Annotated in this window: 15 protein-coding genes; 3 read left to right on the forward strand and 12 right to left on the reverse strand. The window is 28.8% G+C overall.

The window, feature by feature from the left end; all coding sequences use genetic code 11:
- Positions 1-524 precede the first annotated feature (524 nt).
- A complete protein-coding gene (gene idi / locus F3K33_RS15670) occupies positions 525-1,040 on the reverse strand; it encodes an isopentenyl-diphosphate Delta-isomerase (RefSeq protein ID WP_023977045.1) in 516 nt (171 codons plus the stop codon).
- Positions 1,041-1,150: 110 nt separating this feature from the next.
- Entirely contained in the window at positions 1,151-1,504 is a 354-nt protein-coding gene (locus F3K33_RS15675; protein WP_023977046.1) for a winged helix-turn-helix transcriptional regulator, read from the reverse strand.
- A gap of 158 nt (positions 1,505-1,662) precedes the next feature.
- Between F3K33_RS15675 and F3K33_RS15680 the strand changes: the two genes are divergently transcribed.
- Positions 1,663-2,217 (forward strand): nitroreductase family protein, encoded by a 555-nt coding sequence (locus tag F3K33_RS15680; RefSeq protein WP_039773369.1) that lies wholly within the window; start codon positions 1,663-1,665, stop codon positions 2,215-2,217.
- 642 nt (positions 2,218-2,859) lie between these two features.
- On the opposite strand, the gene F3K33_RS15690 is transcribed toward F3K33_RS15680, so the two are convergent.
- The 3 genes from F3K33_RS15690 to F3K33_RS15700 form a co-directional block, all read right to left on the reverse strand.
- Complete coding sequence (locus F3K33_RS15690; protein WP_039773370.1) at positions 2,860-3,381, reverse strand: cysteine hydrolase family protein; 522 nt, start codon at positions 3,379-3,381, stop codon at positions 2,860-2,862.
- Between the two features lie 25 nt (positions 3,382-3,406).
- Positions 3,407-3,667, reverse strand: coding sequence for a TfoX/Sxy family protein (locus tag F3K33_RS15695; RefSeq protein WP_039773371.1), 261 nt, complete (start codon positions 3,665-3,667; stop codon positions 3,407-3,409).
- Between the two features lie 358 nt (positions 3,668-4,025).
- On the reverse strand, positions 4,026-4,319 hold the full coding sequence (locus F3K33_RS15700) for a DUF2325 domain-containing protein (protein ID WP_039773372.1): 294 nt from the start codon (positions 4,317-4,319) through the stop codon (positions 4,026-4,028).
- Positions 4,320-5,199: 880 nt separating this feature from the next.
- Between F3K33_RS15700 and F3K33_RS15705 the strand changes: the two genes are divergently transcribed.
- On the forward strand, positions 5,200-5,568 hold the full coding sequence (locus F3K33_RS15705) for a metal-dependent transcriptional regulator (protein WP_039773373.1): 369 nt from the start codon (positions 5,200-5,202) through the stop codon (positions 5,566-5,568).
- 64 nt (positions 5,569-5,632) lie between these two features.
- On the opposite strand, the gene F3K33_RS15710 is transcribed toward F3K33_RS15705, so the two are convergent.
- From F3K33_RS15710 to hisS, 3 genes are all read right to left on the reverse strand, one after another.
- On the reverse strand, positions 5,633-7,111 hold the full coding sequence (locus tag F3K33_RS15710) for an Lsa family ABC-F type ribosomal protection protein (RefSeq protein ID WP_039773374.1): 1,479 nt from the start codon (positions 7,109-7,111) through the stop codon (positions 5,633-5,635).
- Between the two features lie 835 nt (positions 7,112-7,946).
- Positions 7,947-8,102, reverse strand: coding sequence for a zinc-ribbon domain-containing protein (locus F3K33_RS15715; RefSeq protein ID WP_008425645.1), 156 nt, complete (start codon positions 8,100-8,102; stop codon positions 7,947-7,949).
- Between the two features lie 402 nt (positions 8,103-8,504).
- Positions 8,505-9,818, reverse strand: coding sequence for a histidine--tRNA ligase (gene hisS / locus F3K33_RS15720; protein ID WP_023974962.1), 1,314 nt, complete (start codon positions 9,816-9,818; stop codon positions 8,505-8,507).
- 474 nt (positions 9,819-10,292) lie between these two features.
- Here hisS and F3K33_RS26425 point away from each other — a divergent pair, with 474 nt between their 5' ends.
- The gene (locus F3K33_RS26425) at positions 10,293-10,454 is read left to right on the forward strand and encodes a hypothetical protein (protein ID WP_167514416.1); all 162 of its coding nucleotides are present in this window, start codon (positions 10,293-10,295) and stop codon (positions 10,452-10,454) included.
- A gap of 394 nt (positions 10,455-10,848) precedes the next feature.
- Here the strand turns inward: F3K33_RS26425 and metH are convergent, their stop codons facing one another.
- From metH to F3K33_RS15740, 4 genes are all read right to left on the reverse strand, one after another.
- Positions 10,849-14,490: a methionine synthase gene (metH, locus tag F3K33_RS15725; protein ID WP_039773375.1), complete on the reverse strand. Its 3,642-nt coding sequence runs from the start codon at positions 14,488-14,490 to the stop codon at positions 10,849-10,851.
- A gap of 393 nt (positions 14,491-14,883) precedes the next feature.
- On the reverse strand, positions 14,884-16,290 hold the full coding sequence (locus F3K33_RS15730) for a DUF4179 domain-containing protein (protein ID WP_039773376.1): 1,407 nt from the start codon (positions 16,288-16,290) through the stop codon (positions 14,884-14,886).
- Complete coding sequence (locus tag F3K33_RS15735; RefSeq protein ID WP_039773377.1) at positions 16,287-16,820, reverse strand: RNA polymerase sigma factor; 534 nt, start codon at positions 16,818-16,820, stop codon at positions 16,287-16,289. The genes F3K33_RS15730 and F3K33_RS15735 overlap by 4 nt, the downstream gene beginning before the upstream one ends.
- Positions 16,821-17,457: 637 nt before the next feature.
- On the reverse strand, positions 17,458-19,302 hold the full coding sequence (locus F3K33_RS15740) for a M56 family metallopeptidase (RefSeq protein WP_039773378.1): 1,845 nt from the start codon (positions 19,300-19,302) through the stop codon (positions 17,458-17,460).
- Positions 19,303-19,306: the final 4 nt, after the last annotated feature.

Genomic DNA, 19,306 nt, shown 5'->3' on the forward strand with positions numbered 1-19,306 from the left:
CTAGCAAAAATAGTACTGATAGCTTGTATTAAATATTTTTCCCTATTGAAGAATTATATTGATATTTATAACTTAGACTTATGCAATAATCCACCGAAATCATAAATATTTTGATTACGAAAAGCTATAAGAATATCGCTAAAATGCTAAATTGCAGGTTGCACCACTAATGCTTGCTCCCATTTTCATTGTGACAAGCATTAGTGTAACAATCTACAATATATATCCAATATATATAACAAAGTCCATAAATAAGGTTCTCCTATTAACATATTGATATATATATGCTAACATAATATACGTTGTAGTATTAAATACTTTAATACAATATACTTTTGAGACACGACAATATTTGAGGCATAATAATGGAATTAAAACATAAAACAAATACCTATAAAACTTTATTTCATTGGCATAGTTTTAGATTAAGACTTGTTGTTGAAGGTATTGGGATAGGTATTACTGCTGGCCTATTGATTGAAAAACAATTAATTTCCAAATCTTTATTTAGACGAAATTCTTACTTATTTAAATATTTTGTTTTCTGCCTTATTAACTAAATACTTGAACCAATAAGTATATGCTTCTGGCCTTTCTATAATGTCCTTCTTAACTTCATTAATATCAACCCACTTAAAATCATCTACTTCATCTTTGTTTACAATTATTTCTCCATCATATTTCCCAATGAATACATGATCATATTCATTTTCAAAAAGATTATCTTCAAGTTTTACTTTATAAATAAAACTAAATACTTCTTCAAGTTCACATGTAAAACCCATTTCTTCCTTAAGCCTTCTATAAATCGCATCCTGTAAATTTTCACCGTATTTAGGGTGACTACAACATGTATTGGTCCAGAGACCAGGCGAATGATATTTTTTTACATTTCTTTTCTGTAATAACAATTGATTTTTAGAATTAAATACTAATATAGAAAAAGCTCTATGTAATGTTCCTTTACGGTGAGCCTCCATTTTTTCAATTGAACCTATTTCGTTATCAAATTCATCTACAGCTATTATATATTCTGCCATTTAATTTCCCCTTTCATTTAGACTACTATTATCAAAACTTACATCATTAAAATAATTGTATTCGATATATGAGTAAAAAAGCATCTTCCATTAACCAATATATGAATTTGCTATAATAAGCTAACACTATTGTCTTCATTTATTAATTTTTTATAGCCTTTTCCCCAGTCACACATTGCACTTAGAATAGGCTTCATGCTTTCTCCAATGCTTGTAAGTCCATATTCTACCCTTGGTGGTGATTCTGGATAAACTTCTCTATAAATTATCCCATCTCTTTCTAATTCTCTTAACTGCATTGTCAATGTTTTCTGAGTAATATTAGTTAATAATCGTTGTAATTCATTGAATCTAATAGTTCCTCTTGACAAATGCCAAAGAATTGCTATCTTCCACTTCCCGCTAAGTATATTTATAGTTAAATTCATCGGGCAATTCGATTCTAAATCAATTGATTTTGACATTAATTTATTCTCCTAACACATTTTTGTAACAATCTATCTTCTATTTAATTACCTTAATGGTATCATTTTTGATATCACATATCAAATTTGTGCGTACTTTTATGATAATTCTATTAATGCTATTATTTTATAAAACCAATAAGGAAGGAATATATTATATGAATGAAGTTTTGAAAGCTATAAGAAATAGGAGAAGTGTAAGAACATATTTACCTACACAAATAAAACAAGAAGATTTAGATCTAATCATTGAATCTGGGATATATGCACCTTCTGGTCATAATGATCAGCCATGGCATTTTACTGTTATTCAAAACAAAGAAATATTAAAACATATCAATGATAAATCAAAAGAGTTAATGGCTCAATCAGAAATCAGTTGGATCAAAAATATGGGATCAAACCCCAAAGTAAATTTAATATATGATGCTCCAACCTTAATAATTGTATCTGGTAATAAAAATGCACTTTCCCCTAAAGTTGATTGCTCCGCAGCGATACAAAATATGCTTTTAGCAGCAGAAAGCTTAAACATTGGCTCTGTTTGGATTGGCCTCATAACGTTTTTCTTAAAATTAGAAGATGAAGCTAAAAAACTCGGTATTCCAGAAGGATATGAAGCCTATTATGGTGTTGCTCTAGGATATAAGTCATTAAACAAAGAATTAATTGCTCCTAAGAGAAAATTAAATGTAGTGAATTATATACGATAATGGTTAAATGATTCCATAAATATCTGTAGCTATAGATAACTCAACTAATACCTGAACTTATGCATATAACTCACCGAAATCATAAATATTTTATTCCGAAAAGCTATGAAAATATCGCTGAAGATTCTAAGCAGTGGGTTGTATCCAATTTAGCATGCTCCAACTTTCAGTTTGACAAGCTAAATTGGAACAACCTACAGCTAAGAACCTTTAACAGCTCATTTTCAAATGTTTTCTTCACAAATATATTTATGATTTCTGGTAAAGATATGATCTTAAAATTCTAGCAATTTTGTAAATCTGTTCATCTAATAAGTCGAATTCTTAAATTGGATATCTATAGATTTTTACATAAAAAGCCATACTAAAAATAATTCCTAATATAATCTGTTATTATTCAGCGAAATATATTATTTCTTCAAATATTATCTTTCACAATATCCTTAATCGCAACATATTTTTTAAATATTATATCCTTCGATTATTGGATTATAAGAGTTTTAACTATGATCATTAACTCTAAATAACGTATATTCTATGCGTCAATTAATTTCTTAATTTCATTTAATAAAACAGAAAATTTAGTGTATCCATCTCGAGCGATAAAATGCTTTCCTGATGGAAGAATAATGAGATTCGCATCTAACTCATTCTTCTAATAGTTTCATCCATCGTAATATATTCTGCATATCTTCCATTCCATATAAATTCATTGTAGTATTTATATGTTTGTTCTGCTGACATGAATTTATTGTCAACAGTTGTGTTTGCATAAGCAGGGACTATCATATTGAAGCCATGCTCAAATCCACACTTTATAGTAGCGTCAACACATAGATCTGTTTGAATTCCTGCAATTATTATATCTTTTTCTTCTCTATCCATTAAATATTCTAATAAGCCTGTCCCTTTAAAAGCACTATTTACTTTTTTATCAAATATTTTTTCGTTACTAATCGGTTGAAATTTCTCATATACTTCAAATCCATCAGTTCCTTTTGTTAATTCGCTCCCAGGCCCATCATCATGACGTATATATATTATTTCAATATCATTTTTTCTTGCTTCACTGATTATTTTTTCTACACTCGATACAAATGCATTAAAGTTATATAATTTTTCGTTTGTTATTAATTTTTGTGTATCAACTACTAATAAAACCATTTCTTTATTCTCCTCTTATAAATTACTACTTTCCTTTATTCCAATTATAAAAATCTTTTAAATCTTCTTTACGTTTCTGTGATAGCTCTGTTTTCTTAATACCATGAATTGCACCTTCCAGTGCCAGCAACCTATGGATACATGCAGAAGAATCAATTTCTTGTATCTTAAGCCATGCCTGCTCTGCTCCAATTGCTTTTAATTCATCATAAGTAAATATCTCTACTTGATTCAATTGCCTTTCCACTTCTTTGCCGATATTAGGTAGCTTTGATAATTCTCCCATGATAAAACTTCCTCTCAAATCTGATTAATAAAAATCAAATACATTTTAAAGAAACCCAGATAATTTTTTCTATTTTTAAGTATATCAAAAAGCTTAACATATTTCATCTGATTTTATAAACGGCCTAGCATATTTTTTGAATCTACTTTTTTTGAACCATATGAGAAGAATTTTGAAGTCAAATATATTTTCTCTTGAGATATAACTATCTAGTTCCTTCTTTTTCGTAATTTATCCTCGCTACAATATCCATTGATTTCACTTCAATATAGACTCCTTGAGAATAAAAAGAAATATTGTACGGCTACTTAAAATAGTTGTACAATATTTCTGAATTCCTTTAAATAAATTTAAAACTTTAATTACTAATATTACAGCACTTGCATTCTAATATTTTTTTCAAGGCAGTTCCACTGCTCTGATGACATCGTATTAATTCAGCTTCATTTGTATCAGTATTAGATAACACGCATTGTATCATTTTATGTGATACAGTATTTGTGAACAATACAAGTAGGTCAGGCTTTCCAATTTGCTTTTTTAAATTACTTTGCATTTGAGTAAAGACCTTTGCTTTACAATTATAATTCTTACATATTTTTTTGTATTCACAAACCATTCGATCATGGCCACCAATTATAACAATACTCATTTCTCTTTTCCACCTCTCTCATCTAACTATAGAATAATATTTTTAAGCGAATTTACTTTTTAGAAATTCACATATATAATTTCATTTAACTATTATGTTTTATCTAATGATATATATTGCAATTCACAATGCACATTTCACAATTACGGTTAAAATTCTTGCAATATTTTTAGAATTATGATGAAGAATTATTTTTGCAACGTATATATTAAAAAATCTTAAAGTTCATATATTTTATAATTACTTAATATTATTTTTTTAGTTAGTCTTAACTAACTCAATATTATATTTATATAGTGCCCCTATTTCACAATAACATGCATGATAAAATCATCACAAAAATTCAAATCAATTGCACTATTGGATAATAAAGCAACTTTAGTTAGTCTTAACTAACTAATATTAGTTTAATATATTCTAGTAAGATTGTCCAGTGCATTAATTACTTTTCTCATAAAATTACAGATGAGATATATGCTGTTATGCATCTTACAACTTGAAAATTAGACTTATTAGATGACTATATTTACAAAGTTACAAAGAACTTAAGTTTGTATCTTCATTAGAAATCATAAATATATTTGTGGAGAAAACATTTGAAAATGAGCTGTTAAAGGTTCTTAGCTGTAGGTTGTTCCATTTTAGCTTGTTACACTGAAAGTGGGAGCATGCTAAAGTGGATACAACCTGCTGCTTAGAACCTTCAGCGATATTTTCATAGCTTTTCGGAACAAAATATTTATGATTTCGGTACGTTACCACATAAATTTAGTTTTAGAGTTGGATATCTATAATTTGATGTTAAATGTGCATTATGATATACTTACTTCATTAAAATTTAAATTTCATTACATAGATTTTATTGAAAGAAGGTCTTTATATGGCTATAAATGAATCAGTCGAAAACTATTTAGAAACAATTTTAATATTAAGCCAAAAATCACACTCTGTCCGCTCTATTGATGTTGCTACCGAGCTTAATTTTAAAAAATCTAGTGTAAGCGTTGCTATGAAAAATCTTCGTAAAAAAGAATATATAGCTATAACAGATGAGGGAAATATAGTTCTCACTGACGCAGGTAAAGAAATAGCAAATATGGTCTATGAAAAGCATACTTTTCTTTCTAACTGGTTAAAATCTATTGGTGTGGATGAGAAAATTGCTGTTGAAGATGCCTGTAGAATTGAACATGTTATAAGCAATGAGAGTTTTGAGGCTATGAAGAAATATGTAAATAAAAATACTTAAGTAATAGATAACCAAGAAGTGGAGAGCCCTTGCTCCCCACTTTAATAAATTTAAATTGATTTAACTAAAGCTCTACAATCTTTGTTGCAACATTTTTGCAAAACTCACTGTCATGCTCTACAAATAATAGTGTTGGCGAATATTCAAGCAACAACTCTTCTATCTGCATACGAGAGATAACATCAATGAAATTAAGGGGTTCATCCCAAATATGCAAGTGAGCTTTTTCACAAAGACTTTTTGCAATCAGTACTTTTTTCTTTTGCCCACCACTAAAGGATGATATATCCTTCTCAAATTGCTCTCTTGAAAAATCTAGTTTTCTCAAAATTGCTTTAAAAAGACTTTCATCAATGCTGTTTTCAAGAGCATAGTTAGTCAAATTTCCCTTAAGATAAGAGGTATCCTGTGACACGTATGATATTTTTAGTCCGCTGCCTTTTCTAAAAGTTCCTGTATATTTTATATTCTCATCACAAATAAGCTTGATAATACTTGATTTTCCACTTCCATTTTTACCTTTAAGTGAAATTCGTTCACCTTGTTCAATGCTTAAATTGATATCTTTACAAACCATTGTATCTCCATAAAATATCGATACATTTTCGAGTTCCAAAAGCTTATTTTTATGATAGACAAGCTGAGAGATTTTCAAGCTGTCCGAACTTTCAATATTTTTTAAAAGCTTAGATTTTTCTTCAATTGAAGCTTCTCGTCTATTTTCAATTGATTTGGAACGCTTCATCATTTTAGCAGCTTTATGACCAACATAGCCTTTATCAAGCTTAGAGCCCGAGTTAGTTGTTCCTTTTTTTGATTTTTCCACTTCACTTGACCAACTACTAGTTCGCTTAGCAGATTCTGATAAACGATTAATGTCTCTCCTAAGTTTTTCGTTTTCTGCTAACTCATATCCATCCTGTCTCTTTTTATTTTCCCACCAACTTGAGAAATCACCTTTCTGTATTTCTATATCGGTCTTATTTATTGAGAGAACATGATCAATACAATTATCTAAAAAAGCCCTATCATGTGAAATTAGAATAAATCCTTTCTTTTTTCTCAAATAATTACTAAGTTTTTTTCTAGCTTCAGCATCCAAATGATTTGTAGGTTCATCAATGAGCAGAAATGAATTTTCCTTCAAAAACATAGCTGCTAACAATGCCTTGGTCTGCTCTCCTTTTGATAGAGTATAAAATTGTCTGTATAGAACATCGTCATCTATATCTAACATGGATAATTCTTTCATTATTTCCCAATCCATTGAATTTGGGCTAATTTCCTTTATAATATCTATTGTAAAATTTTCTTGTTCTCCTACCTCATACGGAAAGTATTCAAAATTTACATTGGTTGAAATATTTCCAGTATATTCGTATTTTCCAAGTAAAAGATTCAAAAAAGTAGTTTTTCCTCGTCCATTCCTTCCCGTAAATCCTAATTTCCAATCAGTATCAATCTGGAAACTAACATTTTCAAAAATAGTATCGTAATTACCATCATAAGAGAAGGTAAGGCTTGTAACATTTATTAAAGACATGCATTTGTCCTCCTTTGAAATTAGTTTATTATTAGTCTAAAATAACAAAGTCGGAAAATTAGGCGACTGCTTCTACTTCATATAAATATAAACGTCGCTTGAAGTATCCGGCTTTATATGAAGATTGTCATGTGTTAGGTTTATATCTTTATTTTCCATGATACTTTTCACCTCCTTGCATCGTAGTTTAGAAAAAAATAAGAGCTGCAAGAAATTATTATCCTTACAGCTCATAAATACACATAGTTTAGCTAATTTATATAGCATAACATAAAATATATATTAAGAGAAAATAGAATAACTTTCTTGCATAGGTACAACAAAATAAACAGAGTCCACTCATTCACTCCTCTATTATATTGCACTTTAAAAATTAGCAAGAAAATTTAATCATCATTTCACCTCAAATTTCAAATTTAATGATATTGTACCACCATAAATAAAAAAAATCAACATAAGATATTCCTACGTTGATTTTTTATAAGTTCAAGAATTTCTCAAAATATAAAATAGATTCTTCGCTCTATTATTGGTTTGGTATTAACTAATTTTTTGGAAAGCAGCTTTTAGGGATTAACCGCTCAAGAACCCTCACATTATAAAAACCTCTATAGCAAAAATTTATTTACTATTAAATCTAAAATGTAGCAATTATCTTATCATTTTTCTCACCTGTTTTTTATATATTTTAAAATTTTCACACTATAGAACAAAATCCGCTTCGCAGACTATATGTTTCTGTAGCTTCCAAAAGTTATCCACCGATTTGATTATAATTCCTAAAGAATTAAAAAAGAGTTATAAGAAAATCTTATAACTCCTAAAATAATCAAAACTATCTTCTATTATTTTGTTGCTTTCTAGCTCTTCTGCAATCAGGACATCTTACTGGTTCGTTGTCAAATCCTTTTTCTTTGTAGAATTCTTGTTCTCCAGTTGTGAAAACAAATTCATTTCCACAATCTTTACATACTAAAGTTTTATCTTGCATATTCAATTCCTCCTTCTAAAATTAAAGATTAATATCGATTCATATAATTCTCTAAAAGGAGAAATCCATACTATCTATAAAAAACCTTTTTTCTTTTTCTTACAAAATTTATTATAACAGCTTTTATTTTAAATTGCAACCTTTTATTTCATTAATTGCTTAATTTTTTATATCTGTAATTTATGAATGGTTAAATTATAAAAAAAGATTGTAAGATAACTCTTAATATAAACATCAAAACTAGCACTTTAAACATTCATAAATCTACTGTAGTATACACTACATTTCACTTAAAGTATAGTGTTTTTATATGAAAACAGTGCGAAAGATTAAATTTATTTATCATTGTCTAAATTCTTTCAATTTGCCTTTTTATTTTTTGAAAGAAGTGTTTCCTATTTTTTATAAGCTATACAAAAGTTCCAGACTCTCAATATCAACTATTTTTTCTTCACCACTAATCATATTTTTTATTTTAACTTGTTTGCTTATTACTTCATCTTCACCTATTAATATCACTTTCTGTATCCCCAATTTATTTGCATAGTTAAGTTTTTTCTTTAATTTATCATCTTCAAGATATATTTCTACATATTTTTCTTTATCAATTAATTTTTTATATATCTCAGTGCAATATTCAAGCGTATCACCAATCGGTATTATTAAATATTCCATTGATTTTTCTACCTTGTAGCTATTAAGAAATCCTATTTCTTTTAATACAAAAAATAATCTCGTAAGACCGATGGATATCCCTACTCCAGGTAATACTTTATCTGTGTAATTTTGTGCTAAGTTATCATATCTTCCACCTGAACATATAGAGCCATATTTTTCATTCTCCATTAAAAATGTTTCAAATACTGTCCCTGTATAATAATCAAGTCCTCTTATTATTTTTAAGTTAATTGCATATTCATTATCTTCTACACCGAAAAGCTCAAGCATTTTTTTAACTGCTTCAAGTTCTTCTAGACCTTTTGTAAACTCATCTGAATTGAAATTTAATTTCTTTAGTTGACCCAATACAGATTCGTTGCTTCCACTTATATTTATAATTTTATTAATAACATCTGCCTTTCCCACTCCAATTAATTCATCTAATGATTTCTTAAACTCCTCCTCTCCTATTTTGTCGTATTTATCAATTAATATTAGGGCTTCAGTTACATTACCAATCTCTAAACTTTTTAAAATAGCTGATAATATCTTTCTATTGCTTATTTGAAATTTATATTTTTTTAAACCGATAGCCTTAAATCCTTTAGAAACCATACTTATTACAAATGCATCATTATTAATACTAAGCTTGTTATTACCTATAATATCAATATCACACTGATAAAATTCTCTGTATCTTCCTCTCTGGTTTCTTTCACCTCTATATACCTTTCCAATTTGATATCTTTTAAATGGGAATGTTAATTCATTAAAATACTGTGATGAATATCTTGCAAACGGCACTGTCAAATCAAATCTCAAAGATAAATCATTACTTCCCTTATTGAATCTATAAACTTGTTTTTCTGTCTCTCCTGCACTTTTAGCTAATAATACCTCAGACTTTTCAATGACTGGAGTATCAATTTCCATAAATCCATTTTCTTCATATACTTTAGTTATTTTTCTTACTATGTCTTTAAATATTTGTTGCTCCTTAGGCAATAGCTCCATAAATCCTGGTAATATACTTGGTTGTATTTTATTGTTCTTCATAATCTTAATCTCCTTTTAAATATTAATTTTTATATTTGACAAATAAATTGTTTTATATTTTGCTTTAAATGACAAAAAACCATGCAGGCATATATCCCACATGGCTTAACAAATTATTACTGACATTTAATTTATCATCACCAGCAGATACAAGCCTACGAATTATAGACTTGTATCTGCCGCTTTAACAGACCAAGTCTTACTGGTGATGATGTATGAAATTTATTTTTTTCATATTAAATGCTTTCATAATACTTTCTCCTAAATTTTAATTTCTATCATTATACAATATGCTAATCTTATTTTCAATAGTAATTTGACCATTTCCAGCTGATTTTTAATACTATAATAATCATTCAAAGTGATAAACTTCCTGTAATAAACTAAAGAAATCAAGACAAAATATATTTGTTAGCTAAATTAAGTCTATCTAAATTTTACTAGTTTATAAAAATTGAAAGGGGAACATAAATTATGGTTAGAAATGCATACGACGTTAAAGGTCTAAAGATATTAAATTCAGATGATTCAGTACAAAATTCTGTTAGTAGTGTTTACTCTGGCAGTTCTAAAAAGTCTGCTTCTAAAAAAGGCAATATGACAAGTTCTTCAGATTCATCAAATAGCTTAAAGTAAAACTAATTGCATTAAAGTGCAAGCATATAATAATTCAAATAAAATTCCAATCCATAAAAATGGCCCATATAAGCTTCATTAAGATAATATATAAATTGTTAAATGAAGTTTATATGGGTTATATACAATGTGAGTTTAATGTGCTTACCAGTAAGCTTTTGGTCATATAATAAAACAACTTATAAGATCTCACTTTAAAATTTAGAATAATTGGCAACAATCAGATAATATTTACTTCATGTAGAATTTTAAAATAAGTTATACTTATGTACATGCTGGAAAAAGCAGTTTAACATGTCATCTCATACTGACACACTAAACTGCTGTTATAAAGTAAAAACCTATGTAGTTTATTTTTTAATTAAACTGTCTTCTGTTTTTTATCAAAAGAATCCTAATCTATAATTGTATACATAAGCTTTTTAAGCTCACCTTTATCTCTGCCATTCCTTTGGGCATAATCATCAAACTGATCCTGAGCTATTTTATTAATGTCAAAGTATTTAGCATCTTTATTTCCAAAGTAAAGACCACAGGTACTTGCAGTTGGTGACATCATATAGCTTTCAGTAAGTTTTACATTAAGTTCTCCTTCTTTATCAAGTAAGTTAAATAATTTAACTTTTTCTGAGTGATCTCTAAGGGAAGGATAGCCAATTGCAGGTCTTATTCCTCTATATTTACCTTTAAATATTTCTTCGATGGATAAATTTTCATCTGACGAATATGCCCAATATTCTTTTCTCACTTTTTCATGAACATATTCTGCAAAGGCTTCTGCAAGTCTATCTGCAAGTAAAATAACCATTGTTGCACCATAATCATCACCAGAGGCTTTGAGCTTATCTGCGTATTCTTTTGCGCCTATTCCACCTGTTGTTATGAAAGCACCTATATAATCCTTTATTCCAGTATCTTTAGGAGCTATGAAATCAGATAAGCACATATATGTGTTATCTTTTTTCACTTCTTGCTGCCTTAAAAGATTAAAGTTAATCATTTCAGAATCATTATAGACTTCAATATTATCGCCTATAGAATTAGCTTCGAAGAGACCAAAGGCTGCATTTGCTTTTAAAATATTTTCACGCTCCATTTTATCAAGCATTTTTTCAGCATCAGCTAATAATTTCTTAGCCTCTTCACCGTATTTTGCATCTTCAAGGATCTGTGGATATGTCATTCCCATATCCCAAGCAATGAAGAAAAAGCTCCAATCTATATATTTTCTTAATTTCCCTATAGGAAAATTAATAAATTTCTTTATACCTAACATTTTAGGCTTCTCGATTTCCTCTTTATCCCATTCTTTCTTGAAATTATTTTCCCTTGCATAATCTAAAGTGACAAATTTTCTAGGTACTTTGTTAAATGTTTCTCTTAAAGTTTCATATTCTGATTCTATTTTATTAAGATATTCAGCTTTTTTATCCTTATTTAAAAGAAGTTTAGCAGCTTCAACAGCTTTTGACGCATCAGTTGTATGAATTACTCCACCAGAATACTTAGGTGCAATTTTAATTGCTGTATGAGCCTTTGATGTTGTAGCTCCACCTACCATTAGAGGAATTTTAAATCCTTGCTTTTCCATCTCTTCTGCCACATTTGACATTTCTTCTAAGGATGGTGTTATAAGACCGCTTAAAGCGATAATATCTGCATTTTCTTTCTTAGCTGTTTCTAAAATAACTTCAGTAGGAACCATTACTCCAAGATCAATAACTTCAAAGTTATTACAAGAAAGCACTACTGACACAATATTTTTACCTATATCGTGAACATCACCTTTTACAGTTGCAAAAACTACTTTTCCAGCACTAATGCTTCCGCTGCTGCTTTTTTCCTCTTCTAAATATGGTCTTAAAACTTCTACGGCCTTTTTCATAACTCTAGCGCTTTTTACAACCTGAGGTAAGAACATCTTACCATCACCAAAAAGTTTCCCTACTTCATTCATTCCATCCATAAGAGGTCCTTCTATTACTTCTAATGACTTTCTATATTCTGTTCTTACCTCTTCCACGTCTTCTTTAATATATTTGTCTATACCTTTTACGAGAGCAGTTTTTAACCTCTCTTTGACATTTTCATTTCTCCAGGCTTCCTTGTTTTCTTCTAACTTATTGTCTACCTTATTGAAACTGGCTGCAAATTCTAAAAGCTCATCTGCTGCATTTTCGCTTTTATTAAAAATAACCGCTTCTACTTTTTCAAGTAAGCCTTTATCAATTTCATCATAAATTTGTATCATTCCAGGGTTTACGATCCCCATATCCATTCCATTTTTTATTGCATGATATAAAAATACTGAGTGCATAGCTTCTCTTATTACATTATTACCTCTAAATGCAAATGAAAGATTACTTACACCACCACTTACTTTTGCATAAGGTAAATTCTCTTTTATCCATTTAGTTGCATTAATAAAATCTACCGCATAATTATTATGCTCTTCTATTCCTGTAGCAATTGTTAAGATATTAGGGTCAAATACTATATTTTGTGGAGGGAAATTAACTTCATTTACTAAAATATCATAAGCTCTTTTACAAATACTTATCTTCTTTTCATAAGAATCTGCCTGCCCATTTTCATCAAAAGCCATAACTACAACAGCTGCTCCAAAATCTCTTATAATGTACGCCTGTCTCTTAAATTCTTCTTCTCCTACCTTAAGACTTATGGAATTTACAATTGGTTTTCCTTGAATGGCTTTAAGTCCAGTTACAAGAACATCAAACTTAGAAGAATCAATCATTACTGGAACCTTTGAAATTTCAGGTTCACTTGCTAAAAGCTTTAAGAATTTATCCATCTCTTCTTTTGCATCTAAGAGAGCATCGTCAAAGTTAATATCAACTATTTGTGCTCCATTTTCAACTTGATCTTTAGCTATAGATAAAGCTTCTTCATAATTCTTTTCTCTAATTAATCTTGCAAATTTTGCTGAACCTGCTACGTTTGTTCTTTCACCAATATTAATAAAGTTATTTTCCTTATTTGCTCTAAGAGCTTCTAAACCACAATAAACTGTTTCAGTTTCAATGTCTGGTATCTTTCTAGGTGAAATGTCTTTTATAGCTTCACTTACTGCTTTTATATGATCTGGTGTTGTACCACAACATCCACCTACAATATTAAGACATCCGTCCTCTGCTAAACTTTTTATTAAAGCTGCAGTTTCTTCTGGCTTTTCATCATATTCCCCAAAGGAATTTGGAAGTCCTGCATTAGGGTAAACACTTATGTATCTATTTTGAGTTCTTGAAAGATATTTTACAAATGGTATCAAATCTTTTGCTCCAAAGGAACAATTAAGACCTATTGTAATTATACTTTCATCTACCATAGTATTTGCAAAAGCTTCTAAAGTCTGACCTGAAAGAATTCTTCCACTTTTATCTGCAATAGTTCCAGAAATTATTACAGGTAAGTTCTTGCCTTTTTCTTGAAATCCTTGCTTTGCTCCCATAAGAGCAGCTCTTGCATTTAATGCATCAAAAATTGTTTCTATGAGAATTAAATCTACTCCTCCATCTATAAGCCCTAAAACTTGTTCTTTATAAGCCTCAACTAATTCATCAAAACTTATATTTCTATAACCTGGATTTTCGACATCAGGTGATAAAGATGCAGTTTTATTTGTTGGTCCAAGTGATCCTGCTACAAAACGCGGTTTATCTGGATTTTCTGCTGTAAATTTATCTGCAGCTTCTTTTGCAAGCTTTGCACCTTCAAAATTAAGTTCATATATTTTATCTTCCATTTCGTAGTCTTTTTGAGATATACTCGTACTATTAAATGTGTTAGTTTCAATTATATCTGCACCAGACTCCAAATAGGCTTCATGAATTTCTCTTATTATAGTAGGATTAGTGAGATTTAAAATATCATTATTTCCTTTTTGATTACAAGAGATGTTTAAATTCCCCCTATAATCTTTTTCCTCTAATTTATAATTTTGAATACAAGTCCCCATAGCCCCATCTAGTACTAGTATTCTTTTTTCTAATAACTCTTTAATTTGTAAATTCATCAAGTTTCCTCCCCAAATTGTTTTATATATAGTCTAATAGGTTTTTATTAGTATCAAAAAATTTATGTTATTTTCTTTTATCCTTAAGTAAGCCCTAAAATACACACTAATAAAAATAAACCTATATTTTCTTATATCAATTTTAAATGATTTGCCATAAAGAGTCCAATTATTTTGATATTTTATTAAAATATAATAAGTAATATCCACGGCAATCCTAAATCTCCTATCTCTAAAAAAATGAAGGTGCCTCTTCTATAAGCCTAAGAGGCACCTTCAAAAATATAGTTTCAATTCACAATGCACATTTTACAATTCACAATTACGGCTAAAATTCTTGCAATATTTTTGAATTATTATGAAGAATTATTTTTGTAAAAAATATATAATCTACTATTTAATTTTTATTGTGAATTTTTCATCACCATAAACTTCGATAGATTTTGATTTATCTATGGTTTTAACAGAATAGTCCCCATCTTTAATTTCCTTATCACAAGTAATTGCATACTCATCAGTATCTGCATTATAAGTAGTAGCTTCTTTTTGTTCTTCAAAATTATAATCCTCATTAAATGAGATTATATTTTCACCAGTTTTATTATCTACTATTTCAATTGGTGCTGCATTGACTCCATATCTTGATTTATAATAAATCTTTGTTTTTCCATCTTCAATATTCACTTTAGTAATAGTCATATATTCTTTTCCCTCACTGGAATATAACTTTGTTTCTCCTTTTAAATTTAGTTTTTCAGTAATATTATTTTCAGTTTCATGGCTATCATTATTTTTATATTTCCATGGTATAAATGTTAGGTAATCAGTATCATCATAAATTTCTTTAAAACCATTACTGAAATACATTATATAATTTCCATCTTTATCTTTATGACCTACTGCTTCTCCCGACTTGTTTTTAATATATCTTCCTTTATTATCAAATACAGCAAAAGATAATCTATTAGCATTTTCTTCATCATCCATACGTGTTCCTTGTATCACTGTATTTAGTGGTGTTGTAATAATTTTGTTTATATGATATCCACTAACTATATTGCTTAAATCTATATCGCATTCCTTTTCATTCACTTTCCCATTAACCTTTTCACTACTTACAGGAATATTAAAGTTCCAAGTTCCTTTAATAGGATTATCTAATCCTATTTCATCTATATCTAGATTTAATACAAATTTATCTGGTATTTCTACATATCCACCCAATAAATGTTCATTTTGAAACTCCTTAGGCACTGAATTATGCTTTGACACATTGTACTCTATAGAACCCGCAAAGGTTTTATTATCATTCATAAGCTTTCCTGTTCCACCTGCACTAAAAGCAGTTTCTTTGCCATTTATTCTTAATTTTGCTCCTGGAAATCTTGGAGTATCTTGTATTTCCTTTTCACTTTCAATAGTATAGAATATTGATAATTGAACTTCATCGTATACCACTTTATCAATAGTCATCTTTAAGCCGCTACTTTCCTTAGTTATGTTTAAATCAGAAGCATATTCATCATAATTTTCATAAGTTTTGTTGGTAAACATTTTAAATATATTCCCTATGATAGGAATATTGCTTGCATATGTTGGCATAGCCATTCCAAGTAATAGTGTTACCCCTATACAGCTTACCAATATGCAGCAAGCTTTCTTTATAGTAAATCTTTTCTTATTTATTTTGTTAAGTGTACTATCAATCTTTTTATTAATATCATTTGGTACATAATTAATTTCATCCTTTAGCTTTTTCCTTATTTTATCATCAAATAAATCATCATTTAATTCTATCATATCTCCACCTCGCCCATTATTTCTCTAAGTTTTATTCTTGCCCTTGTGAGTCTAGATCTAACTGTTCCATCTGAAATTTTCAGCAATTTTGCAATATCTTTAGTACTCATATCCTCAAAATAAAATAGTACTGTTGTCACTCTTAACTCTTCGCTTAATGAATTTATAGCCTTTGTCAAATCAATATTTTCATAACTATCATTATAGATCTCTGTATCGCTATTTTCAGATAAATAAGTAACTCTCTTACCTTTTCTTAATATTTGAGTACATTCATTAATTAAAATTTTAATCAACCAAGTTCTAAAGTACTCATCTTGTTTTAGAGAATTTATCTTTTGAAATGATTTTATTATTGTATTTTGAATCGCATCTTCAATATCCACTGTATCCTTTAAAATCCCTCTGGCTACTCTGTAAATATTCAATCTATTTTCATCTATAAGAGCTAAAAAAGCTTCTTTGTCGCCTTTCTTCGCTTTAGATACTGTTGACTTTTTCCTATAATCAAAAAATGATATCAACTCCATCTTTTTCCTCCTTAATTTATACTACCTAGCTAAGTATTACAATCATTAGATGGGGCAGAAAACAAAAATGTTCCCGTAAATTTTAAAAAACCAATAAATCTTTTCCATAATACTCTATTACTCTTCTGTTCCTGTAACTTTTCCATAAATTCTAATAATATGATACTATATTTTTCCATTGCAAATAGTAAGAAATTTTTACAAAAAAATAGCCATTCTATAGATGAACAGCATTAATTTTAGACTTATTATGTGAACATATTTCCATATTCACTATATATAATTGGTTACCTTAACTAGAAATCATAAATATATTTGTGAAGAAAACATTTGAAAATGAGCTGCTAAGATTGTTAGTTGTAGATTGTTCCGCTTTAGCTTGTGAAGTGAGAGTCCAAAATTTTCTTTTGGGTTCTCGAACTTCCTCAGCGAATGTAATGAGTCGAGCTTCCCTAGGAAAGTGGGAGCATGCCAAAGTGGTGAAATCTGCAACTTAGAATCTTCAGCGATATTTTCATAGCTTTTCGGAACAAAATATTTATGATTTCGGTAAGTTACCACATAAATCTAATTTTAAAGTTGGATATCTATGTGAATGACTATTTTCTTAATATATTTTTAATGTTATCCTGTTTTATTATTTAGCTTGCTTCAAAACATAGTACCAAGGAGTTGCTCCTCTTTCTATATAATCACCATTTTTCCATTCAAAGAACATATATTTTGAACCGTTTATTTCTTTTATTATATATTTAGAAGCAGTTTTATCGCTAGTATTTAAGACTAGGTCTTTTGTCCAAGTTATATTTTTATTCTCTATTTTACCATTTTCATCAAAGATTAAATTATTTAAATATAAATCTCCATTCCATGACTTTTTCTCTGGATTAAAGTTATTTATATCCTCCACAAAATCAACGCTATCCCATTTTCCAATTACTTCAGGATCATTAATAAAAGGGTAGTCAACTTTATCAGCTCTCGTTTCAACTTCATTACCAGATATATTAGTATTAAGTGATGGGGTAGAACTAACTTTTTTCAATACGTAATAGCAAGGTTTCTCTCCTCTAATTGTATAATCCCCGCTCTTCCATTGAAAGAACATATAAGTTGAGCCATCAATATCTTTGATTACATAACTACTGTCAGTTTTGTCAGCATCATTAAGAATGTGATCCTTAGTCCATGTAAATACAGTTTTTGCTACCTTTCCGTCTTCTGTAAAGTTTAACTCTTTAACATATAAATCACCTTTGAATTTCTTATCATTTACATTGAAATCTTCTATGTTTTCAACAAAATCTACGCCTTGCCACTCACCTATTATATTAGGATCATTAACAAAAGCATAATCAATTTTATCTACATTTACTGCATTACTAGCTCCATTTATATTTGCAGATGCCTTTGCATCAGTAAGTGCAATTCCGCTAATTACAAGCAAAGATGCAACTGCCATTGCAGAAAATCTATAGGCCTTTTTATTAAAAACTTTTATCATAACAATTCTCCTTTTTACTTCAGATTTATTATTTACTATGGAAGTTGCCCCAACTAAATGAACTGACTTTGAAAAATGTTCTATTAAATTTATGATTGTAAATCCATATTCCGCAACTTCTTCATCTTCTGTATAAGAAAGTGCAAGTGAATCACAGCATATTTCCATATCCTCTTTCATCTTTCTAAGACCATAATGAATAATTGGATTAAACCAATAAATAGTCTTTAAAAAAATTATTATCCAGTTAATAACTATATCTTTACGTTTAAAGTGAGATAATTCATGAAGAAATACATATCTTAATTTATCAACAGATATTATCTTATGAATATCTGTTGGAATTAGAATCATTGGATTAAAGTAACCTAGTAGCGCTGGTGTCTTTACGCTAGAAGTCTCGACTAGCAGTATATCTCTTTTAATTTTCATTTTATTTTGGCAGTATTTTAAAACATCTAAAAATTCGATGTTATTTTGTATGGACTCGCTGCTTATCTTATTTCTCAGTTTTTTATATGCAAATAGAATATATGTGAATATAAACACTGCTCCTATAAGCCATACAAGACTCAATGTAGTTAAACTTGATAAACTATAACTATTAATTTCGTTATTACTAAAATCAATGGAATTTATAGTTCCTAGGATAACATCATGATTAGACATAGAATTAGCTTGACTGCTCCCCTTTTCTAACATACTTCCAAAATGTACTTCCTTATTAGGAATTAATAACAATATATTTTTTCCTAATTTATTTATAAGATTAAACATGCTTAAAGTACTCTCAGGAAGCTTAAATATGGTTAAACGCAGTATTACTAAAAACCATAATGCATACTGAAACTTTATACCTATTCTCTCTTTGTAAAATCTTCTAAAAATTAAAATGAAACAAATCAATATGCTGCCAGTAATAGATGTTTGAAATATTATTTTAAATAGCTGGTCAAGATAATTAAAATACTCGTACATACAA

Origin of the sequence: Clostridium beijerinckii, assembly GCF_008705175.1 — a bacterium.
GTDB classification, from domain to species: domain Bacteria; phylum Bacillota; class Clostridia; order Clostridiales; family Clostridiaceae; genus Clostridium; species Clostridium beijerinckii.